Raw genomic sequence first — 23322 nt, 5'->3', positions numbered from 1 at the left:
CGATGAGCGAAATCGATCTAGACACTTCCAACCAACCTGCGCCCCTGTGCTTGCGTGAGATCCGCAGCTTCTTCGTTGGGGGCACTGTGCGCACGCTGCAAGGATTGCCGGTTGAACAGCGTCGTTTGGCCCGGAACGGGCCCACACGCGGCGTAGATCCCAATGGAGACCAGATCAGCGGCCAGATGTATGTGCAGGCCTACCTGCAGGCACATCCCACGCGGCGCGTGCCGCTTCTGCTCTGGCATGGAGGCGGCATGACCGGCGCCAATTGGGAAACGACACCAGATGGCCGCCCTGGCTGGCTTACGTTCTTCTTGCGGGCAGGCTTTGATGTGTATGTGAGCGATGCAGTCGAGCGTGGCCGCGCGGGCTGGTCACGCTGGCCCGAGATCTATGCCGACGCCCCTTTGCACCGCACCCTTGATGAAGGCTGGGACATGTTCCGCATCGGCCCGCGCGCAGGCTACGCGACCGAGCAAGAAAGCCGGCAGGCGTATGCGGATCAACAGTTTCCGGTGACTGCTTTCAACACTTTTGCCGCTCAATGGGTGCCCCGCTGGACCGACCACGAGGCGCAGACGCTGGATGCCTACGATGCGTTGCTGCAGCAGGTGGGACCGTGCATCGTGCTGGGCCACAGCCAGGGCGGCGGCTTCGCCCTGGAGGCGGTACGCCGCCGACCGAACGCCGTGTTGGGTGTCATCGTGGTGGAGCCGTCCGGTGCGCCGGGAGCCGCCGACCACCAAGGCATGGCCGCGCTGCCAGCCCACTTGTACGTATGGGGGGACCACATCGCAGAGCATGCTGTCTGGCAGCGCTATCGCGCCAACGTGGATGCCCACGCCATGGCGCTCAAGGCGGCCGGTGCGCGTGCAGACGTATGCGACTTGCCCAGTGAAGGTCTTCGAGGCAACTCGCACTTTCCGATGATGGACCTCAACTCTGACGCGGTCGCCGCTCGCATCTTGCGCTGGCTCGACACCATCGCACCGGCAGTGGCCGCCAACTGATTGCTCTTTTCACGCTTTGCTACTCTTCAGGAGACATAACCAAATGACCCGACGTCAATTTCTTCAAGCCGCCGCCTGTGCCGCCGCTACACCTGCCTTGATCGCCATGCCGGCCTTTGCTCAGGATGCCAGCTGGCCCTCACGTCCGCTGCGCATCATCGTGCCGTTTGGTCCAGGCAGCGGTAACGATATCGTGGCACGCCTGATAGGCGATCATATAACCCGCGCACTCGGCCAACCCGTGGTGATAGACAACCGAGCGGGTGCCAACGGCACCATCGGAGCGGTTGCGGCAGCTCGCTCGGCACCCGACGGCTACACCCTGTTCGTGACCACGAACACCACACAGGCTGCCGCACCGGGCCTGATGAAGAAGCTCAGCTACGACCCCATCAAGGATTTCGCGCCAATCGGCCGTATCGCCAACACGCCAGCCATGCTGGTGGTCAACCCCGCGGTACAGGCAAAAACACTGCCGGAACTGATCGCGCTGGCCAAGGCGCGGCCTGGCAAGCTGAGCTACGCTTCTGGCAGCGCTGGGACCTTGGTGCCAGGCGCCATGCTGACAAGCATGGCGGGCATCGATATGCTGCACGTGCCGTACAAATCAATTCCACTCGGTCTTAACGACGTCGTCGCGGGGCAGGTCGACATGATGTTCACAGACATGGCTACCGGAACACCCCAGGTCAAAGGTGGCAAGTTACGCGCGCTCGGCGTGAGCAGCGCCACACCTTCGCCCGTGCTACCTGAAGTACCACCCATCGCGCAGACGCTCAAAGGCTTTGAGTTGCTCGCATGGTATGCCATGTACGCGCCAGCAGGCACCCCTGGATCTGTGATCGAACGTCTCAACCGCGAGATAAGCATTGCAGTCAGCAGTCCGGCAATGCAGGAGCGGCTGGGCGTCTTAGGCTTACAACCAATGACCAGCACCCCTCAGGAACTGGCCGACTTCAGTCGCAGCGAACTAACGAAGTGGACGCGGTTGATGCAGCAGGCGGGCATTCAGCCTGAATAGGAAATACCGGCAAGAACTCAACCGGTCGGGGCTCCTTGCGCACCTCATTTCACAATCTCGGCGGCCTCCTTCAGTAACGCCTCGGACAGCTTGACACCTTGCTTCTCAGCTGCCCGAGGGTTCAACGCCAGCGACACCCCTTTACTGATCTCCGGCGCAATGGTGCCCGGCGGGGTACCCCGCAGAATTCGATCCACGATTTTGCCGGCCTGCCTGCCCATTTCGTGGTTGTGCATGCCCAGAGCAGCCACAGCGCCGCGCTTGACTGAATCAACATCGGCCGCCACCAGCGGCAGCTTGGCTTCCATGGCGACGCGCACCATAGACTCATATGCTGAAACGACATTGTTGTCTGTCGTGGTGTAGATGACATCTGCCTTCCCCACCAGACTCTTGGCAGCTGAGGGAATATCTACCGTGCGCGGCGCCGCGGCCTCAACCACGCTCATACCTCTTTTAGCCAGTTCTGCTTTCAGCTCCTTCAGCATGGAGGTGGCGTTGGCCTCGCCCGGGCTGTACACGTAGCCCACGCGTTTGGCTCCTGGTTTCACTTTGAGGAGCAGGTCCACTTGCGCCGCCAGCGGCAGATGATCAGAAACGCCTGTGACATTGGTGCCCGAGGGTTTCCAGTCTTTAACCAACTTGGCGGCAATCGGGTCTGTGACAGCCGAGAACACCACGGGAATGGTCTTGGTCGCCGCAGCAGCGGCTTGCGCACTGGGCGTGGCAATAGCGACGATCACATCGACCTTGTCCCCTGAGAACTTGCGTGCAATTTGCCCGGCAGTTGCGGTACTGCCTTGCGCACTTTGGTAGAGAAGCCGCAAGTTCTTGCCGTTTTCCCAGCCAAGCGCCTTCAGCTCGTCTTCCACACCCTTGCGTATCGAGTTGAGGGCCGGATGGTCCACGATGGCCACCACGCCAACGACCTTGACCGGTTGCGCCTGGACAAGGGGCGCCGCGCCCAGAGAAACCAGTGCGGCAAGCAAACTGACGGCCAAACGCCGAAATTCGAAACGAGGCATCAACACGCGTTCTTTCCGTATGAAAAGGCGCGATGTTCGCATACCCCGCCAAGGTGCAAGGCCACGCTGAAAAACTTCAGCTAAGCCTTCTCCCTGAACACGCCCTACCTTGATTACCGACCCGTGTAGTTGGGTACGCGCTTTTCCCGGAAGGCCGCCATACCTTCCCGGGTATCGGCACTCTCACGCACCACTTCCAGCTGGCGCATGGTCTCGGACATGATCTCAGAAGGGCTTTTTGGCAGCACATTCTGGTTGACGAACCGCTTGATGGTGGCAAGTACCAGCGGTGCGGAGTTCGCCATGGTTTGCGCCTGCTCCATGGCGACTTCAAGCTGCTTGCCGGTTTCCACCACATCGCTGGCCAGGCCAACGCTGTAAGCGCGCTCAGCGCTCATGGGGCGACCCAGCAGCATCAGATCCATGGCGGCCTTGTGCGGAATGCGGGCTGCCAGGCCAGCAATCATGCCGCCGGTAAAGCCCAGCCTGGCCTCAGGATATGAAAAGCGGGTGTTCTCAGCGGCGACGATGAGATCGCACATCATGGTCAGTACCAAGGCACCTCCCACCACCCAACCCGCAGTGGCCGCAATAATGGGTTTATCGGTGGTGAAGCCGGAACCAGGGATGCAGCGCCATAGCTCAGGCAGGTTGGTCACATCCGCGCCAGAGGAAAAGGCATCATTTCCAGCGCCTGTGATGACGGCTACCCGCTGCTCCGAGGCATCAAATTCGGCAAACCCGGCCTGCAACTGCAGCGCCGTTTCCTTGCAAATGGCGTTTTTTCGCTCCGGGCGGTTGATAGTGAACAGAGTGACTTTTCCGTGCTGCTCGATGATGACTTCCGACATACGCATCTCCTGAATAGGGGGTTGAGAAAAAAATTTGAAAGGCGTGCGCTGCTCAAGCGCTGCCAATGCGCGCACGCGCATCTACCGCGACCACGCCTTGGCCAGCCAGCCGGACCTTGAGAGGATTGACTTCAATCTCGAACTCCCGCTCGGCGTTGCCGTCATTCGCGGTGCCTTCCAGATCATGCGCCAGCCAACTGAGGCGTACGATGGCATCCACCACCGCGTCCACATCCAACGCGCCTCTGCCGCGGTAAGCGCCGAGCAGGCGCGCAATCTTGAGACCCTGCACAGCACGTCGCGCGCTTTCCGCATCAACAGGCGCTGGAATGACCGCCACATCTTCTAGCAATTCCACCAGCACGCCACCAGCACCAACCACGATCTGAGCGCCAAACTGCGGATCGCGCCGCGCGCCGACGATCAGCTCCAACTCGCCGCTTTCCTGTTTTTGAAGCGAATATCCTTCAACGCGAGCCTGAGGAGCCTCCTTGGCCACACGAGCCTGCATCACCGCCACCCGGCTGCGCAAATCGTCTGCGTCGGTGATATTCAGCGCCACACCGCCCACATCAGATTTGTGCGCGATATCGGGCGAGACGATCTTTAGCACTAGCGGATATCCCAGCTCATTGGCGGCGGCAACAGCTTCATCCGCGCTCTTCACCAAGCGCTCAAGATTCACCGGGATACCTGCACAACCCAACAATGATTTGGAGGCGGCTTCACCCAGAGTACCCTCCGCGGGGATTGCCATGGTTTCCATGCCAGCGGGCCGGTACGGAGCATTGGGCTCCTCGTAAATCGACCAAGCCTTCCATCCACGCAACATGGCCGTTGCCTCGGCCAAAGTGTCCACATAGGGTAAGCCTCGCTCCACCAGCATCTGACGCGCGGGCTCTGCAACTCGGCCTGGGAGCATGACGTAGAGCGTAGGCTTGCCGCCTGCGGCAGGTTGCTCAGCCCCATCGGCCAGTTGACGAGTGAAGCCGGGTACGTCCGGCGCCGTGGTAAGCACCATCAGCGCCAGATCGGTGGCGGAATCAGCCATGGCAATCTCAGATGTCAACATGCCCAGCTTGGGCGTGGCATCAGCCTTGCGCCCACCAATATCCACGGGATTGGTAGCCTGGCCTTCCGAATAGTGTTCCGCCAAGGCTGCAAGCGTGTCTTCATGAAAACGCGCCAGACCAATGCCGCTCTGTGAAAGCTGATCGGCCGAGATCGCGCCGCCGCCGCCTGACGTGGTGAGCACAGCCACCTCTCGCACGCGGCGCTTGGGGTAGCGCACCATGGCACGGGCCAGGCTGAGCATGTTCAGGGGATCATCCATCATGATCACGTTCTCGCGCGCGCAGATGGCCTTGAGCGCAGCGAAATCCCCAGCGAGGCTGGCTGTGTAAGAGTAGGCGGCGCGGCGGCCGTCATCGCTGGCGCCGGCCTTGACCATCAGCCAGGGTTTTCCGGCGGCACGTGCACGCCGCGCCAGGTCAACGAAGCGCTGAGGTGATTTGATGCCCTCTACGTAGCTGCAGATCACCTGTGTGCTCTCGTCCTCTATGAGGAACTCGATGAAATCACAGAGCTCAAGGTCAGCCTGGTTGCCTACTGAGACGCAGTGCGAAAAGCCTATTCCCATGCCATAGGAACGGTCGAAGAGTGTGCCCATGAGGGCGCCACTCTGGCTGATGAAGCCAATGGGCGCTTCTATCAGGCTGGGCACGTTGAGCGCAGGAGATGAGCACAACACCAGCTTGTTGGTGGGGCTGATGAGGCCGAGGCAATTGGGGCCGATCAGGCGCATCCCATGCGCTTGCGCGGCGGCCACCACTTCACGCTCCAGCGCCAGGCCCTCGGCACCTTCATCCGAGAATTTGGAGGTAATGATGATCCCGGCCTTGGCGCCGCGTGCCGCGCAGGCGGTGATCGCATCTTTGACCTTGTCACGCGGCAAAGCCATAACCACCATATCAGGCGGCTCGGGAGTGGCGTCAATCGAAGGGAAGGTTTTCAGGCCAAAGAGGCTCTCCCGGGTCGGGTTGATGGGATAAACATCTCCGCCGTACTGATGTTGCAACAAGGTCTTGTACAACCTGCCACCAAATTTGGTCTGGTCTTCAGACGCGCCGATCACGGCCACAGAGCGGGGATTCAGGAGATTCTTGAGGCTGGTCATGTTGCAAACAACTGGTTCAAAGGAAAACGGACGGAGAACTCTGGTAGCGGATCTGCGGCAGTGCATTGGCCCCTCCCTACTTGCCAGTTGACAGATACGGAGATGAGACCACGCGCATTCTCCCTGCCAATCACAAATTCAGGCTGCACAGATCGGTACGCGTGGCTCACTCGAATATATGCGCCAGACGCAGAGTCCCACTCGCCACCATAGCGCCCAATCGCCCGCTTGCCAACAGCTTGGCCGCTGGCGACGACGCCGTCAGGGTCAATCCATCTGGGTGACGAACTTGGTCACAAGATAGCCATCGAAGGTTTCAGTGCCGCCTTCGCTACCGATGCCGCTGTCTTTGACACCACCGAAGGGGGCCTCCGGCAAAGCTTGTCCGAAGTGGTTGATGTTGACCATCCCTGCTTCGATGCCATTCTGGATTCGGAGCGAATTGCGGGTATTGGTCGTGAAAGCGTAGGACGACAGACCGTAGGGCAGGCTGTTGGCACGCTGGATGACATCATCCAGATCCTTGAACGGCACACAAGCCGCAATGGGACCGAACGGCTCCAACTGCATGATCTTGGCATCATCAGGCGCGGCAGAGATCACGGTAGGTGCAAAGAAGTTGCCTGAGCTTCCGATCCGGTCACCACCTGCTTCGATGTTTGCCCCACGCGCCCTGGCATCTTCAACGAACTCGCTCATGGCCAATACCCGGCGTTCGTGGGCAAGCGGGCCCATCTTCGTATCTTTTTCCAAGCCGGCGCCCACCTTGATTCCGCGGCTCAGCTCAATGAACCGAGCCATGAAACGGTCATAGGCCGGCTCTTCAATATAAAAGCGCGTGGGCGAGACGCATACCTGCCCGGCGTTGGCGAATTTGAACGCTGCCAGCATGGTCGCCGCACGCTCCACGTCCGCATCAGCACACACGATCACCGGGGAATGCCCGCCCAACTCCATAGTGATGCGCTTCATATGGCTTCCCGCCAGGGCTGCGAGCTGCTTGCCCACAGGAACGGACCCTGTGAACGAAACCTTGCGCACGATGGGCGAAGCAATCAGGTACTCCGACACTTCGTGAGGCACGCCCCAGACCACGTTAAGCACGCCAGGAGGAAGCCCCGCTTCATGGAACAACCGAGCAATGGCCACCACGGCGCTCGGCGAATCCTCAGGGCCTTTCAAGATGATGGTGCAGCCTGCCGCAATGGCGGCGGCAATCTTGCGGATGGCCTGGTTGAATGGGAAGTTCCACGGCGTGAACGCAGCGCATACGCCGATGGGCTCGCGCAAGACGAACTGGCGCACGTTGGGCAACCTGGGTGGAATCACCCTGCCATAGATGCGTCTGCATTCCTCTGCATGCCAGTCGCAATGATCTGCGCAACGAAGCACTTCGCCCACCGCTTCAGCCAGAGGCTTCCCCTGATCCAACGTAATGTTGCGACCAATCTCCGCCGAGCGATCACGGCTGAGCTGCCCCACCTTGCGCAACAGGGCGCCGCGCTCGGTTGGAGATACATGGCGCCAAGTCGCAAATGCGCGTTGTGCCGCGGCAAGCGCGCGGTCGAGATCCGCCCGCGTGGCGTGGGGAAGCTTGCCTAGGGTCTCACCGGTAGCGGGATCGAGCACGGCCTGCTCTACACGGCCCTCACCTTCACAGAACTCACCGTCGATGTAGAGCGCCAGTTTCTCGTAGGCGTTGGTCATGGAAAACTCCTTGAAAAATGTCTGAATCGGTTCGGTCAAGAATTAGTGAAGGCGGTCTGAAAATCCGTCTTTGAACGCACCTTACACCTTAGGCAAGCAAGCGCTCTGCCTCGTCGATATCGCGCTCCCAGGCCTGCCCAGGCATGGCCGCGAACAAGCTGCGGGTATAGGGATGTTCAGGCGCGTGGGAAATGGCCTGCACGGTGCCGGTCTCCACAATCCGGCCTTTGTGCATCACGGCAATCCGGTCGCAGATCTGGCTTGCCACCCTGAGATCATGGGTGATGAAAAGCATCGCCAGCCCCAAACGATCACGCACCTCCCGCAGCAGGCCAAGCACCTGCTGCTGCACAGACACATCGAGCGCCGACACCGCTTCGTCGGCAACGATCAGGCGCGGCTGCATCACCAGCGCTCGAGCAATGCCAATACGCTGCCGCTGCCCGCCGCTAAATTCATGCGGGTAGCGGTTCACGACGCTTTCATCCAATCCCACCACCTTGAGCACGTCGCGCATACGACGCTCGGCTTCGGACTTTTCCACGCCGCACAATATGGCGTTCTCCGTCACGATCCGCCCCACCTTGTGCCGAGGATTCAGGGAGGCAAAAGGATCCTGAAAGATCATCTGTATCTGCGGACGCAGCGCCTTGAGCTGCCGCCCGCGCCAGTCGTGCACAGGCTGGCCTTGAAACAGGATTTGGCCGCTGTCCACATCCAGCAGGCGCATCACGCACTGACCCAGCGTGGTCTTGCCTGAACCTGATTCACCAATCAAGCCCACGGTCTCGCCTTCTCCAATTTCAAGGCTCACGTCGTCAAGCGCCAGCGTGCGGGACTTGCCTCCGAAGAGTCCAAGGCCCCGCGCTCGGTAACTCTTGCTGACATGATCAATTCTCAGAAGAGGTGCGGAGATTTTTTCTTCACCAGCGGCGTCCCGCATGCGTGGAACCGCGTCAATGAGCCGCCGGGTGTAAGGATGGACAGGCTGCCTCAGCACCTGTTTCGTCTCACCGCTTTCAACCACCTTGCCATGCTGCATAACAACGACGTGATCAGCGATGTCAGCGACCACCCCGAAATCGTGGGTGATAAACAGAACCCCTATTCCATGTGTAGCCTGCAGCCGCTTAATAAGTGCGAGGATCTGGGCCTGCGTGGTGACATCCAGCGCGGTAGTGGGTTCGTCAGCGATCAGCAGACGAGGCTCCAAGGCCATGGCAATGGCGATCACGACGCGTTGCCTCTGCCCTCCGGAGAGCTGAAATGGGTACCGGTGGCGTAGCGTTTCAGGCGTTGGGAGATTCATCTCCGTCATCAGCTCAATGACTCGGCGCTCGCGCAGCTTCGCATCCTGCTGGCCGTGCACCATGAGCACTTCATCAATCTGATTGCCGACGGTCATCACAGGGTTGAGCGCCGTCATGGGCTCCTGAAAGATCATGCCCATGCGCGCGCCGCGCATGCGGCGAAGTAACTCGGCATCCAGTGAGAGCAGATTCACCCCCTCCAGTGCAATCTCACCTCCTGTGACGCGTAGCGTTCGCTCCGGCAGCAAGCGCATCACTGCATTGGCCATCACCGATTTACCGGAACCCGACTCCCCCACCACGCACACGGTCTGCCCGGCAAATACGTCAAGGGACACGTCTTCCACGGCGAACTCGCGATCACCGCCAGGGGGCAGGGCCACGCTTAAGGCCCGAATGCTCAGCAAGGATTCCTGGCTCATGCATGCCCCCTGCGCCTGGGGCTCAGTGCATGGTTCAATGCGTCCCCCAAGAAGTTCAAGCCCAGTACGGTCACGAAAATCGCCGCGCCTGGAATGGCGGAAAGCCACCAGCTCTGCAGCAGGGTTGTACGACCGGCACCGATCATGAAGCCCCACGAAATCATGCTGCGATCTCCCAAGCCCAGGAAGCTGATGGCCGACTCCAGCAAAATGGCCGTGGCCATCATGAGCGAGGCAGCCACCACAATGGGTGAAAGCGTGTTGGGCAATATCTGCCGGAAGACGATTCGCAGATCAGATTGCCCCCCAAGCACGGCCGCCTTGACGAAATCACGCGTGCGCAGCGAAAGGAATTCCGCTCGTACTAATCGTGCGACGGAAGGCCAGGAAATGACCCCAATCGCACCTACTATCGAATACATCGAAGGGCCGAAAATGGCCACCATGAGCAGAGCGAGCAGAAAACCAGGGATGGTCTGAAAAATTTCGGTAAAACGCATGATGGTGTCATCCACCCAGCCACCGTGGTAGCCGGCCACGGCACCCAGCACAGTCCCAACCGACACAGCCACCAGGGTGGCCACAAAGCCGATCAGCAGCGACACCCGAGCGCCATGCGCCACGCCAGCGGCCACATCACGACCAAGCATGTCGGTTCCAAACGGATAGCCCGGACTAAGGGGAGGAAGATTGGGATCGGCCACCATGGACCAGGGGTCACCCGGATACAGCCAATGCGCCCCAACGGCCACCAACAAGATGAAAGCCAGCATCGTGGCGCCAGCAATGCCGGCAGGCTGACGCAGCAATCGGGAAAGCAGATCCTTCATGTTTGGAGCTCGATGCGCGGATCCGCCAAGCTGTAAAGCATGTCGGCAATCAGGTTGAAGATCACGACCATCACCGAGCTGACGAAGAACACAGCCAGCAGCAGGTTGTAGTCACGCTGGAAGAGCGCGTCGAAAGCCAATCTTCCGATGCCAGGCCAAGCAAAGACGGTCTCGATCAACACGGAGCCGCCGAGGATGTGCCCCGCTTGAAGCGAAATGAATGTGATGACCGGCAGCACCGAGTTTCTAAGAATGTGGCTTCGCCACACGCGCCCTTCGGGAACACCTTTGGCTCTGGCGGTTTTCACAAAGTCCTGGTCCATCACTTCAAGGGCGGCGGCGCGTGTCACCCGGGTGTAGATAGCGACATAGAACAGCCCCAGGGTCACGGCCGGCATGACCAAATGGTGTGCCACATCAAGAATGGCCGCCCAGCCCGTGAGGTCGGCACCCACGCTACTCATGCCATAGGGTGGGAACCAGCCCAGCTTCATTGAGAACAACACGATGGCCAGCAGGCCGATCCAGAAAAGAGGCATGGCGAAGAACACGAGAGAGCCCGCGGTGATGAAGGTGTCAAACCAGGTACCCGCCCTTCTCGCCGCCGCGATACCCAGACTCACCCCTACGGCGACAGAGAAAAGGAACGCGCTCAGTGTGAGCAGCAGTGTGGCCGGAAGTTTTTCCAGCACGATCTCTTTGACGGGCCTGTTCTCACGATAGGAATTTCCCAACTCGAAACTGAGCAACTGCTTCATGTATGTCAGCAGTTGCACGGGAACCGGCTTATCCAGCCCGTAGTCCTGGCGAATCCTCTCCACGAAACCGGCATCAACCGCTCCGGCTTCGCCGGCCAAGATAGTGGCCGGATCGCCGGGTGCCGCGCGGATGAGCGCGAAGTTGATGGCGATCACACAGAGGATGACGAGCACTGCCTTGAAGCAGCGCCGCCCGAAAAATAGAAGCCGGTCCATGTGATCCCTCTACTCTTGACGCGGCTTACTTGTCCAACCAGACGTCGGCGAAGTTCTCGTTCATCCCCAGACCGGTGCTGATCAGGTTCTTCACCTTGGTGCGGTACACCGTAGGCATCACCATCTGGTGTGTCCAGAGAATTGGCAACTCTCGCGAGAGCGTCTTCTGCAACTGCGAGTACAGCTTGGCCCGCTCCGCCTTGTTTGTTTCCTGTTCGGCCTTGATCAGAAGCGCATCGACGTCCTTGTTGACGTAGCCATCAATGTTCGCAGCCGTTCCCCGGTTGAGCTGATTGGTCGAGAGGTAAGTCTGGCTCACCCCAATCGCCGGATCACCTAACAGGTAGACGAAGTTGTAGGCCAGGTCGAAATCACCCGAAGAAGCGCGAGAGAACCAGCCAGGAACGTCTGTGGCCACGATGGTGGTCTTGATGCCCACCGCATTCAGACGCTCACGGGTGTATTCAGCCAACCGCTGCCAGGTTTCCCCATAAGGCAAGGGTAGCAAGCGCAGGCTCACACGCGTGCCGTCAGCGCCAGGTTTGAGCCCCATCTCGTCGAGCAAGGCTTTGGCACGGGCCGGATCGTACGGGTACTTGGTTTCCACACTGGCGTCGCGGAAGGCATAGCCAGGAGGAAATGCACCGTTCACCGGCTCACCAAAAGTCGAGAAGATATTCTTGATGATGAAATTGCGGTCAATGGCGTGAGCTATTGCCTGCCGGAAGCGCAAGTCTCCAATCGGCTTGTTGCGCAAATTCATGTTGAGAAAACCAACAGGTTGCAGGAACTCCCACCCGGCCTTGGTCAGACCGACGCCAGGTGCGGCGGCAAGGCGTGCAATCTCGAAGTTCTCCACGTCGCCCGCGCGGATAGCGTCCACCCTGCCGCTTTCGAAGGCAATCGAACGACCGACCGCATCAGGAACAATGTGGAAGAACAGGTTGTCGAGATGGGGTTTGCCCTTTTCCCAGTAATCCGTGTTTTTCACCAGCTTGATGAAAGACCCCCGACGCCATTCACCGATCTTGAAAGGTCCAGTCCCTACGATGGTGTTGTTGATCTGAGTCGTGCGGTAATCGGTCACACCTTCGTACAGGTGCTTGGGCATGATGGTGCCACCCGTCGCCTCAAAGATGTACATGAACGCCGGGTAGGGCTGCTTCAAAGTAAACACCACGGTCAGATCATCAGGTGCCACTATCGTGGCGACCTGCTCCATGATCAGCTTGGTGCGTGCGAACGTGACGGGCAAGTAGTCTTTAAAGCTGAACAGCACATCCGCCGAGGTGAATGGCTTGCCGTCGTGCCACTTGACGCCCGGGCGAAGCTTGAACGTATAGACCTTGCCATCGGGAGAAATCGTCCATGACTGGGCCAACCGTGGAATGGGTTCCAGCTTCGGCGTGAGCGAGATCAGACCCTCATAAATTTTGCTGCCCACGAAGGAGCTGGGGCCCAGCTTGGCGTGGCCAAGATTGATGGCAGGCGGCTCCGGATTCACGATGAGATTGAGAGACCCACCCGCACGCGGCGCCTGAGAAAAAGCGCTACTTGCGAACAGGGCCGCACCCAGAGTGAGCGCAATTCTATGAACGATGTTCATTGGTAATCCTCTAGATTGGGGAGTCAAGCTGGAACAGTGGCGCCAAAATGCGCCTGCGCTTCATCAAGAGCTTTGGCAAGCCCATCAACCAGCTCATCAATATGGCTGCGTTCGCTGATGAGCGGTGGGCACAAAGCGATGCAAGTAGAGATGGCTCGAACGATCACCCCATGCTCCATGGCCTTGTTCTGAATCCACGCGCCGATTCCGGCCTCGGGCGGAAACGGGGTTTTCCTGGCCTTGTCGGAGGTGATCTCCACGGCAGCGAGCAGTCCCATGCCCCGCACCTCGCCCACCAATGGATGGACAGAAAGCTTGTTGAGGCGCTCGAAAAAGTAGGGCGCTACCGACTGCACATGCTCGACCACCTTGCGCTCCTGATAGATCTTGATCGTTTCCAGCGCCACCGCTGCAGCTACCGGATGCGCCGCATAGGTCAGGCCATGGGCAAAGGCACCATGCTTGCGGCTGCCGGCTTTCAGCGCGTCGTGAATCGCATCTGTCAGCAGCAAACCGGAGATGGGCTGATACGCTCCTGAAAGCCCCTTGGCCACGGTCATCATGTCGGGCTTCAGGCCAAAGCTATCGCTACCAAACATCTGCCCGGTGCGCCCAAACCCGCAGATAACCTCATCGACGATGAAGAGGACATCGTATTTTTTGAGTATGGCCTGCACGCGTTCGAAGTAACCCTTGGGAGGTACGATCACCCCGCCTGAGCCGCTGATGGGCTCGGCAATGAAGGCCGCCACGGTTTCAGGGCCCTCTTCGATGATCATCTGCTCCAGGTTGTTGGCCAGGCGCTCGGTGAACTGCTCTTCGCTTTCCCCAGGCTTTGAGAAGTGGTAGTAGCTCGGGCAATCAGTATGTTTGACCTGAGGAAGGGGCAAATCGAAATCCCGATGCACGTGCACCAGCCCGGTGAGGCTGCCTGACGCGACAGTTACACCGTGGTAGCCGTAAAGGCGTGAGATGATTTTTTTCTTCTTCGGCCGGCCTAACAGATTGTTGTAATACCAGACTAACTTGATGGCCGCATCGTTGGCCTCGGAACCAGAGTTTGCGAACAACACATGGTTCAAGCCCTCCGGTGCAATAGCGGTGAGCGCTTCAGCCAGTTCAATCCCCGGTGGGTGTGAGCGGTGATTGAACAGGTGATAGTAGGGAAGCGTGTTGAGCTGCTTGGTGGCGGCCTCTACAAGGCGTTTTTCCGAGAAACCCAGTGATGCGCACCAAAGGCCTGACATACCTTCCAGGTAGCGGTTTCCGTTTTCGTCTTCCACATAACAACCATCGCCACGTGTGATCACCAATGGACCTCGCGTGTCGTGAGCATCCAGGTTGGAATAGGGATGGACGACGTGCGCGACGTCTTTCTGCCAATTGGCGCTCTTGGGGTTACTCATGAAATTTCTATCCTGGTGAGTGAACAAATTAGCCGGCGCTGCGAGCACGCATGAAGCCTTCGAGAAAGGCTGCGAGGTTCTCGCCGAGCTTTTCAACGAGATAGCCTCCTTCCTGAATCAGTACCACCGGGCCGCGATAGGCGCCAATGCGCTCGCCTGCACCGCGAAAACCTTCTGTACTGACCGCCAGATCCGAAGAAGGATCTCCTTTGAAAGGGTCGAAGCCGAGTGAAATGAGAAGTGCCTTGGGCGCATAGGACTGGATTGACTCCATCCCTTGGTCAATAGCGCCAAGCCAGACAGGGTCTTCGGACTTCAGAGGCAAGGGCAAATTGAGGTTGTGACCTTCTCCCTCGCCTTCCCCACGCTCATCAGCATAGCCCGCATAGAACGGAAACAACACGTTGGGATCACCATGCACCGAAACAAAATGCACATCGCTTCGCTTGTAGAAAATGGACTGGGTGCCGTTGCCGTGGTGGGTATCTATGTCGAGAATCGCCACGCGCCCCAACTGGCTGGCCAAATAGTTGGCAGCGATCGCCACGTTGTTGAGATAGCAGAAGCCGCCGCCAAAATCTGCGTACGCATGATGGCCAGGAGGACGGCATAGCGCATAAGCTTCGCGCTCACCTTCCTGGACCAGCTTGGCAGCTTCCAGCGCCACATGCGCTGAGCCCACTGCGGCGTCCCAGGTACCTTCCGCCATCGGTGACGATCCGCCTGCGAGATAGAAACCCACTTGCCCCTGAATGCTGGAGGGACACCGCCGGGAGCTGTAATGCGCGAATGCGTGCGGGTGAATCAAGGGGGTGGCGTTGGGTAGTTCGCGCCAACGGGGATAGGCGGTCGACAGGAATTCGAGATAGCCGGCGTCGTGCACGGCAGCGATCCACTTCTGATCCCAGCCCTGTGGGCTGACCTGTTCATGACCTTGATCCAGAAGCTGCTTGAGGAGCGCGTCAGCGCGCTCAGGGGATTCCAGGTTGGCGACCATGGTGCCGCGCACCACGATCTGAGCGGGGGCGTGCTGACGATGCAAGGGAGAGAAGGTGAATTTCACGGCAAATTTCCTGAATACGTATGCACAGCGTAGTCAGTGCGGGCCGAAATTAATTGACCAATCACGACAATCCACGGGGCGACCGCTCAGAACGCGCTCGCGATACGTCCGGGGCCGCTCAGGAAGGAATACGAAATGGATTGCGACGCGCTTCGCGCAGCCAATAGCTGCTGATAGACGTCGTTTTTTGTGGGGAGTGCCCGTATCCGTCGGACCACGTCAAGGGCCGGCGAAACAGATGAAGCGCCCGCTGCACTCGCGTTCCGTTCCGTTTCCGATTTCAGTGCATCAGTAAATCAGTGAATTCGTGCGGCGAAGGCGGACTGGCGAAACGCACTCGGGCTTTGCCGCGTATAGCTGCGAAAGGCTCTGGTGAATGCACTGGTCTCGCTGAAACCCAGTTGCTCCGCAATATCCATCACAGCAAGGTTGCTCTGGGAAAGCATGTGCTGCGCCGTCTCCATGCGAACTTGCGCCAGCAGTGGCTGGAAACTGATGTTCTGCTCCTTCAAACGTCGCTGCATGGTTCTCGGGGTTACGCCGAAGTCGGTAGCAGCGTAGTCCAACGTGGCGCGCCCCCACCGCACCGCATGCACCATCCATGCACGAAGGGCATCCTCCAGAAGTTCAGATTCTTGCCCGCCTGGCATCAGTTGCTCTAGGTGGGCACAAAAATCTGCGTACCGCAGGGGATCAGCCGAAGCGATGGGTTGACTAAGAAGCCGTGGTGAAAAATACAGCGCTGTATGCTGAGCATCAAACACTACCGGCGCCCGGAAAACGCGCTGATAAGGCGCTTGCAACCGGGGCGTAGGAGCCGCCAGCGTCACGTGATCCAAGGCCCACGATTCACCCACCCCGCGGCGCAGCGACCGACAAAGCTTGCCCAGCGTATAGGCTGCATCATGCAGACGGTCAGTGCCCGCGAGATTGTGAATATCGTAGATCAAACGGGCGCTGCCCTGGTTCTGGACCAGCTCAACACGGGTACCTGTCTGCACCACGGAGAAATAGCGCGCCAAAGACTCCAATGCACTGCCTACAGTAGGCGCGTAGAGAAACAAGCCACCAAAGATACTATGGCTGGGCCCCATATCGGTGCACGCCATGTCCAGTCCCAAGTGACTGCGCCCACTTTGCTCAGCGGCGCTGGACAGCATTCGGGTAAAGCCCAGCAACGAGGTCTTGGAGGCCAGAGGTGAAGGGCGATGTGCTGGCCAAGCCACGGCCGCTCCGTCCGCCGGCGTTTCATCGCGCAGCAGATGATGCATGAGATTGGTGGCCACACGATTGGCTTCAGCACTGATCGCGCCCACCACGAGTCGAGTGGTCATTGCAGCAGGTTCCGGTTGGATGAGAAGCGAATAGTCACATCCGGATCGTGGCATGGAGTTCCGCAAAATAGAACTACCGTTTTATAATTTGCAAATGCGGTTTTCACATTAGGGAAAACCCAGGGTTAGATCCAATACCTCTTCATCAGCAAAAAACGAGCCAACACTACGCGCCTACTGCGATAGATCTATATAGACTGCTCCAAGGAGTGTGCTGCCTGTTGGGCGTGGTGGCCAGTGGCCCGTGCAACTCAAAGCGTTTCCGAATTGATGAACGGCGCATTCGTAACGTGCAACCTGGGGCCAACCGCATGAGGGTGGCCGCCTGCCCGAGCAGGCTAAGAAAAATCAGATCAGTGCTTCGATCAGGAATGGTCCGCGCGTGGAGAGTCCGACACGCAATTGGCGGATAAACTCTTCTGCGGTGCTAACCCGTACGGCTTCTACGCCCATACCCCGCGCCATCATGGTCCAGTCCAGCGCGGGATTGTCCAAATCGAGCATGCGCTGCGCATTTCCGCCGGCAAGCGCACTGCCCCCTACATTGACCATCTCGCCGTTCAAGATAGCGTAGCTGCGGTTAGCCAAGATGATGGTCAGGCAGTCGAGTGATTCTCGGGCTTGTGTCCACAGCGCTTGCAAGGTGTACATCGCGCTGCCGTCGCCCTGGAGCGAGATGACCCTGCGCTCCGGACACGCCACCGCTGCGCCTACCGCCAAGGGCAACCCCATACCAATGGCGCCGCCTGTCAACTGCAGATAGTCATGAGGGGCCGCATTCAGACTTGCGGCCGGGAAATCGCGCGCCTCGGTCACCCCTTCATCACAAACGATCGCATGCTCGGGTAGGTAGTAAGCCAGAATTCGGCTGACGACAGTCCCAGAAAGGGGGCCAGCCGATGGCAGTGTCGTCGTTTCATTTTGTAGGCGCAGAGATGGTGCACCCACGGGAACGCCTAGTTCCTGCGCCAGCAATTGCAGGCCGGCCAGGATGTCCTGCCCCGGCGCAGCCAGGGGAACACACGCACAACCCTCAGGCGTGAGAACACTGGGCATGTTCGGGTACGCAAAAAAGGCCACAGGTTGACGCGCCCCAACAAGCACGAGTTGCTGCACGTCGCCAAGAGCGGCCAGCGCCTGACCAACGGAATAGGGAATGCGAGCGATGGGCACACGACTGCGACCACGTTCCATGCGCTGATTGGAGGTCTCTGCGAGCAGTCTCACTCCGGTGGCGTGCGAAATCGCGCCCGCCAGATCCAGCGCCTGACCTCGCAAGGCGGCTCCACCCAGCAAAAGCAGCGCTCCAGGACCTCCTGCTCGGATCGCATTGGCGGCATCACGCACCGCATCATGAGAAGGCACTGTCAAGGGTGCTGGCTCGTTGGAATCTTGAGGTTTCTGCACGGACGGCAACTTTGACCATGCAGCATCTGCCGGGAGAATCATGGTGGCGATCTGCCCACCGGCCTCTCGAGAGACGCGAATCGCGTCGCGGGCGTCATCCGCGACGGTGGCCGCACTGCGCGTCCTGCGAACCCAGTGCGACATGGGGCTGGCAAGGGACACGATGTCACTGGTCAGCGGTGCGTCGTGTTTCAGGTGATAGGTGGCGTGGTCTCCAACAATATTGACCATGGCGCTGCCCGCACGCTTGGCGTTGTGGATGTTGGCCAAACCGTTCGCCAAGCCGGCACCGAGGTGCAACAGGGTCGCTGCGGGCCTTTGCATCATGCGCGCATAGCCGTCAGCAGCGCCCGTCACCACGCCTTCGAACAACCCAAGAATGCACCGCATTTCCGGTCGGCGGTCCAGGGCACTCACAAAGTGCATCTCGGAGGTCCCTGGATTCGCGAAACAGACGTTCACGTTGTTCGAAAGGAGCGTGTCGCACAGGCTCTCGGCGCCAGTCATTGGGTATCTCATTGTTCAGAGGGCGCCGAAGGCCCTCATCTGCGCGGGCATGGCGGCGTACTGGCTGCGCATGTAGTCGTCATAGGGCTTTCCGATGCGCACCCACTGCGCCATGTTCAATCTGTCGACTATTTGTTGGTGCTCCGGGTCTGCTACCGCCTTGCGCATGGCGTCTTCCAGACGCGCGATCACCGCAGCCGGCATTCCAGCCGGTCCGCCCAAACCATATGGCAGAGTGGTCGTAGCGTTGACTCCCAGCTCACGGGCAGTGGGTACTTCTGGCCATTGCGGCAAGCGCTGCTCAGAGGAGACGGCCAGCATGCGCAGACGCCCGCCGCTTACAGTACCGGCCAGGGCGCCGATCGCGTCGCAGATCAAGTCGATCTGTCCTCCGATCGCGGCGGTAATGATGGCGGCGCTGCTGGGGTAAGGCACACCCAGGTAGCTGGCTCCCGTCTGGCTTTCCAGCAACTTCATGGCCCAGGAAGGCAACTTGGGCGAGCCCGCAGCGCCATAGCTCAATTTACCGGGAGACCTCTTGCCTTCGTCGACCAACTGATTGAGTGACTTAATCGGAGAGTCGGCCCTGACGGCCCAACCAAAAGGAACCGAGGCCCCCACACCTATGTAGCTGAAGTCTTTCGCAGGGTCGTACTGAGTATTGCCCAGTAACTGCTCGCGCATCATTACCTCGGTTAGATTTCCGATGGTGTATCCGTTCGGCGCCGCATTCTTGATGTAGGCCGATCCCACAGCGCTGCCTGCACCCGGCTTGTTGACGATCACGACCGACTGCCCCAACTGCCTGGAAAGGATCTGTCCAAGGCCACGATAGTAGCTGTCGCTGCCGCCTCCCACACCGTAGCAAACGACCAACTCGATGGACTTGCTTGGATAGGAATTTGCATGGCCCGGAAAAGCTACCGCGGCGGCGCCTGCGCCAAGTAGGCTCAAGGCTTGCCGCCGGTTGGGCTGCTTGCGCGATGGTATGGAGGTGGGCGGGGTGCACATACGGTTTATCTCTCGCTGTTCTAGATAAAAAGGAATCGAAGAAGCGATTGCTCGTCTCAGCAATCGTGAGTCAAGAATGTGTTGGCAGAAGGGGAGCCCATTTCATGGGACTAGATTCGGATCGACCATCACCCTGCCCCGGATCTGACCATCGAGCAGCGCACTGGCTGCGTCAATGGCGTCCTCCAGGGAAAGCACACGCGGACACAAAAGGCGAAGGGTGTCGGCGTCGATCTCACGAGCCAACGCCTCCCAGGCCAAGTGGCGACGCGCCAACGGGGCCATGACACTATCGATACCGGCCAAGGTGACGCCACGAAGGATGAACGGTGCTACCGATGCAGGAAAGTCCATGCTCTGAGCCAGGCCACACGCGGCGACCAACCCACCGTAACGCGTGGCTGCGCAGACGTTGGCCAATGTCGCGCCACCCACACTGTCGACCGCGCCAGCCCAGCGTTCTTTTTGCAATGGCTTTCCCAGAGTGGAAAGCGTCGCCCGGTCAATGACTTCAGCAGCGCCCACCGCGAGCAGGTGTGACGCTTCCTCCATGCGTCCAGTCGACGCAACGACTCGATACCCACGCCGGGCCAACAACGCGATCGCAAAACCGCCCACGCCGCCATTGGCGCCAGTGACCAGCACGTCCCCGGCGTCAGCTCGGATTCCGGCTTTCTCCAGCGCCTGCACACACAGCATCGCCGTATAGCCAGCGGTTCCGATGGCCATCGCATCCTTTGTCGACAATGCGGGGGGCAGATCGATCAGGTACTCCGCCGGCACGCGCGCTATGGCGGCGAGCCCACCCCAGCGCGTTTCCCCGACACCCCAACCGTTGAGCACCACCGGTGCTCCGGGCACAAAGCGAGGGTCGGTACTGGACTTCACCCGTCCGGCGAAATCGATGCCGGGCACCATAGGCCAAGTCCGCACCACGGGCCCTCTGCCGGTCATGGCCAGTGCATCCTTATAGTTAAGTGTGGAGTACTCCACCTCCACGGTCACGGCGGCGTCGGGCCAGTGCGCCTCATCTAGGTCGGTCACTTGGGCGTGGGTTGCACCGCCGTCCTGCGTCAGCAAGATTGCTCTAGGCATGAATCGTTCTCCATTTCAAGTAGGTGTGAGGAATCCGGGGAGCGAGAGGCCGCGGTCACTTCGAGCTCAGCGGCCCAGTGAAGCCAGCTCAGAACGGTGCGCACAAGCTCGCCACGTTCGTTGCAAACTTCAACGGCAAACCAGTTCGGGACTGCAACTCCTCGCGCGACAGGCCCGGCAGCATGTCGCTCACGACGGCGCCTTCGCTGGTCAGATCTATCACGGCAAGATCTGTATAGACCCGCTGAACCACTCCCGCACAGGTCAGGGGGTAGCTGCACCGATCCATGATTCGGGGTGTGCCATCAGATTGGTTGTGTGCCATCAGGACCCAAACGCTGCGTGCGCCACGTGCGAGATCCATAGCACCGCCTATGGCCGGCAGATGATCTTCCTGCGCTCGCGACCAGTTCGCGAGATCACCGTTGCCCGCTACCTGGAAGGCGCCGAGCAGGCAAAGGTCAATGTGGCCGCCACGAACGAGCGCGAAGGACTGCGCCTGATCGAAGATACTCGCTCCGCGAGCCATGGTGATGGGAACCTTGCCGGCATTGATGAGATTTGGATGCACCTCATCGGGCCCGGCCAAGCGGCCCATACCAAGAATGCCGTTCTCGCTGTGCAAGATGACTTCATGGCCAGGCCGAATATGGTTGGCCACGCCTTCTGGCAATCCAATACCCAGATTGACGGCCATGCCGTCTTCAACATCCTGCGCAGCGCGCCAGGTGATCTGATCTCTTGTCAGCGGCTTCATGCCAGAGCCCTTTCCCAGACACGCGCATCGACGGGCTGCGTGCGAACCACCGAATCAACCAGAATGCCCTGAGTCACCACGTGTTCGGGGTCAATATCCCCGAGCTCAACCACCTCATCCACCTCGGCGATGACCGTGCGAGCCGCCATGCACATCAGCGGCGAGAAGTTTCGCGCCAGCCTGTCATAGGTGAGATTGCCCCAGCGATCAGCGCGCCCCGCCTTGACCAGGGCGACATCGGCCGTGAGCCCGGTCTCCAGCACACAACCAAGCCCATTGAACTCACGCGTTTCCTTGCCTCGCGCGGTGGTCGTACCAAATCCAGTGGGGCAATAGAACGCGGGGATACCGGCCCCCGCAGCGCGCATGCGCTCGGACAGCGTGCCCTGCGGCATCACTTCAAGTTCGATGGAGCCGGCGCGCACCATCCGCTCAAGCTCACTCGCCAGATCGCCGCGAGGGTATGAGCAGATCATCTTGCGCACGCGACCACTAAGCAGCAGCGCAGCCAGTCCGATGCGCCCCGTACCCGAGTTGTTGCTGACCAGTACCAGGTCACGAATCCCCATATCGAGCACGGCGGCTATCAACATGTTGGGGCGTCCGCATTCGCCGAACCCGCCAATCATGAGGCTGCTCCCATCTTTCAGGCACGACAGCGCTTTTTCGACATCCGAGCGTATCTTGTCGATCATTTGCTTGCGTCCCCTGCACCGTTCTCCGCGGCGGACGCCAGACTCGTGCGAGCAGACTTCGGTCCAAAGGGTTCTGGCCGAAACGGTCCATCCCGCTGCGCCACGAAGGCGCGCATTCCCTTCAGACGCATCGTTTCCCACAGATGCAGCCGCTCGTCGTTGTTTGATGCATGCGCCAAAGCCGAGAGCGGCGCGTTCAGAGCCAGCCCCGCCTGCAATCCCGCGGCCAACAGGCCGGAGCAGGTCACCGCCTTGTTCAGGCGAACTGAAGGCTCGGGTACAAGTGCGATGCGTTCGGCCAGGGCGCAAGCCCGCTCCATCAACTCATCGTGTGGCACGACCTCGTTGACTATGCCCAACCGGTAGGCCTCGGCCGCATCCATATGGTCGCCGGTCAGCCCGAACCGGTGGGCCGCTTTCCAACCTGCCAGGGCGGCAAAGAGAAAGCTGGTGTTGGAGACATGCCGCACCTCGGGTTGCGCGAAGACAGCTTTGTCTGACGCGAGCGTGATGTCCGATGCCAAGGCATACCAGAAGCCCGCGCCCATCGCCCAGCCATTGATTGCCGTAATGACGGGAATGGAGATGTGCCAGATGCGCATCAACCGTTCCAACCCTCCTCCGTCAATGTTCATCCAGCCCTTGAGCAACTCAGCGTTGGACAAATCGTTGCCGCCCAGCAGCGACGGCCGGTCATCGCCGGGGCCACGGGAAATGTCATAGCCAGAGCAAAACGCGCTGCCTGCACCTGTGAGCACAACAGCTCGGATCTCGGGATCGGCATCGGCGCGGCTGATGGCGTCCCACATCTCCATTTCCATCTCTGGAGAAAGCGCATTCATGGATGCAGGGCGGTTGAAGGTCACCACCACGATGGAAGCACGGCGGTCGACGACGATGTTTTGATAGGCGGTCACTGAATCTCCATGAGCCGAATACGGCCAAACCCGGTTTAATTTCTTGCGCTATGCGCAAACTTTTGCGCATAGCGTAATCATAAATTTCCCTTGCTGGGTTTGTCAAGCAACGCCCAGCGCATAATTGCGGACCGCCCTAGGAGGCTCCGATAGCGCTCCTAGGACGCGGCATCGATCAAATTGAAGCGATAACTG

General features: G+C 59.7%; 19 protein-coding genes. 2 read left to right on the top strand and 17 right to left on the bottom strand.

Annotated elements, in window-relative coordinates; all coding sequences use genetic code 11:
* Window positions 1-2: 2 nt before the first annotated feature.
* Both G518_RS0104365 and G518_RS0104360 read left to right on the top strand, forming a co-directional pair.
* The gene (locus G518_RS0104365; RefSeq protein WP_156909274.1) at window positions 3-1013 is read left to right on the top strand and encodes an alpha/beta hydrolase; all 1011 of its coding nucleotides are present in this window, start codon (window positions 3-5) and stop codon (window positions 1011-1013) included.
* A 43-nt stretch (window positions 1014-1056) separates the two neighbouring features.
* A complete protein-coding gene (locus G518_RS0104360) occupies window positions 1057-2034 on the top strand; it encodes a Bug family tripartite tricarboxylate transporter substrate binding protein (protein WP_051236024.1) in 978 nt (325 codons plus the stop codon).
* A gap of 44 nt (window positions 2035-2078) precedes the next feature.
* Here G518_RS0104360 and G518_RS0104355 read toward each other — a convergent pair whose 3' ends face one another.
* From G518_RS0104355 to G518_RS0104270, 17 genes are all read right to left on the bottom strand, one after another.
* Window positions 2079-3059, bottom strand: coding sequence for an ABC transporter substrate-binding protein (locus G518_RS0104355; protein ID WP_084651501.1), 981 nt, complete (start codon window positions 3057-3059; stop codon window positions 2079-2081).
* Between the two features lie 113 nt (window positions 3060-3172).
* Window positions 3173-3910, bottom strand: a complete 738-nt coding sequence (locus G518_RS0104345) for an enoyl-CoA hydratase/isomerase family protein (protein WP_028601489.1) — start codon at window positions 3908-3910, stop codon at window positions 3173-3175.
* Between the two features lie 52 nt (window positions 3911-3962).
* Entirely contained in the window at window positions 3963-6086 is a 2124-nt protein-coding gene (locus G518_RS0104340; RefSeq protein WP_028601488.1) for an acetate--CoA ligase family protein, read from the bottom strand.
* 267 nt (window positions 6087-6353) lie between these two features.
* Entirely contained in the window at window positions 6354-7793 is a 1440-nt protein-coding gene (locus G518_RS0104335) for an NAD-dependent succinate-semialdehyde dehydrogenase (RefSeq protein ID WP_028601487.1), read from the bottom strand.
* 88 nt (window positions 7794-7881) lie between these two features.
* Window positions 7882-9525: an ABC transporter ATP-binding protein gene (locus G518_RS0104330; RefSeq protein ID WP_028601486.1), complete on the bottom strand. Its 1644-nt coding sequence runs from the start codon at window positions 9523-9525 to the stop codon at window positions 7882-7884.
* The gene (locus tag G518_RS0104325) at window positions 9522-10355 is read right to left on the bottom strand and encodes an ABC transporter permease subunit (protein WP_028601485.1); all 834 of its coding nucleotides are present in this window, start codon (window positions 10353-10355) and stop codon (window positions 9522-9524) included. Before G518_RS0104325 ends, G518_RS0104330 begins: the two co-directional genes overlap by 4 nt.
* Window positions 10352-11329 (bottom strand): ABC transporter permease, encoded by a 978-nt coding sequence (locus G518_RS0104320; RefSeq protein WP_028601484.1) that lies wholly within the window; start codon window positions 11327-11329, stop codon window positions 10352-10354. Before G518_RS0104320 ends, G518_RS0104325 begins: the two co-directional genes overlap by 4 nt.
* Before the next feature lie 25 nt (window positions 11330-11354).
* Window positions 11355-12935, bottom strand: a complete 1581-nt coding sequence (locus tag G518_RS0104315; RefSeq protein ID WP_051236021.1) for an ABC transporter substrate-binding protein — start codon at window positions 12933-12935, stop codon at window positions 11355-11357.
* Between the two features lie 23 nt (window positions 12936-12958).
* Window positions 12959-14341 carry an aminotransferase gene (locus G518_RS0104310; RefSeq protein WP_028601482.1) on the bottom strand — a complete coding sequence of 461 codons (1383 nt, stop codon included), beginning with the start codon at window positions 14339-14341 and terminating at the stop codon, window positions 12959-12961.
* Between the two features lie 28 nt (window positions 14342-14369).
* Window positions 14370-15404 (bottom strand): histone deacetylase family protein, encoded by a 1035-nt coding sequence (locus G518_RS0104305; protein WP_028601481.1) that lies wholly within the window; start codon window positions 15402-15404, stop codon window positions 14370-14372.
* Window positions 15405-15700: 296 nt separating this feature from the next.
* A complete protein-coding gene (locus tag G518_RS0104300; RefSeq protein ID WP_028601480.1) occupies window positions 15701-16738 on the bottom strand; it encodes an AraC family transcriptional regulator in 1038 nt (345 codons plus the stop codon).
* Window positions 16739-17086: 348 nt separating this feature from the next.
* The gene (locus G518_RS0104295) at window positions 17087-18652 is read right to left on the bottom strand and encodes an acetolactate synthase large subunit (protein WP_028601479.1); all 1566 of its coding nucleotides are present in this window, start codon (window positions 18650-18652) and stop codon (window positions 17087-17089) included.
* 15 nt (window positions 18653-18667) lie between these two features.
* A complete protein-coding gene (locus G518_RS0104290) occupies window positions 18668-19663 on the bottom strand; it encodes a Bug family tripartite tricarboxylate transporter substrate binding protein (protein ID WP_028601478.1) in 996 nt (331 codons plus the stop codon).
* Between the two features lie 102 nt (window positions 19664-19765).
* Window positions 19766-20758: an acrylyl-CoA reductase (NADPH) gene (gene acuI / locus G518_RS0104285; protein ID WP_028601477.1), complete on the bottom strand. Its 993-nt coding sequence runs from the start codon at window positions 20756-20758 to the stop codon at window positions 19766-19768.
* An 88-nt stretch (window positions 20759-20846) separates the two neighbouring features.
* Entirely contained in the window at window positions 20847-21515 is a 669-nt protein-coding gene (locus G518_RS0104280) for a 3-oxoacid CoA-transferase subunit B (protein WP_028601476.1), read from the bottom strand.
* Window positions 21512-22210, bottom strand: a complete 699-nt coding sequence (locus G518_RS33835) for a 3-oxoacid CoA-transferase subunit A (RefSeq protein WP_036593563.1) — start codon at window positions 22208-22210, stop codon at window positions 21512-21514. The genes G518_RS0104280 and G518_RS33835 overlap by 4 nt, the downstream gene beginning before the upstream one ends.
* Window positions 22207-23127, bottom strand: a complete 921-nt coding sequence (locus G518_RS0104270) for an enoyl-CoA hydratase/isomerase family protein (RefSeq protein ID WP_028601475.1) — start codon at window positions 23125-23127, stop codon at window positions 22207-22209. Before G518_RS0104270 ends, G518_RS33835 begins: the two co-directional genes overlap by 4 nt.
* Window positions 23128-23322: the final 195 nt, after the last annotated feature.

It is taken from the genome of Ottowia thiooxydans DSM 14619 (assembly GCF_000422885.1).
Taxonomy (GTDB): Bacteria; Pseudomonadota; Gammaproteobacteria; order Burkholderiales; family Burkholderiaceae_C; genus Ottowia; species Ottowia thiooxydans.
This window is presented reverse-complemented; position numbering and strand designations above follow the sequence as displayed.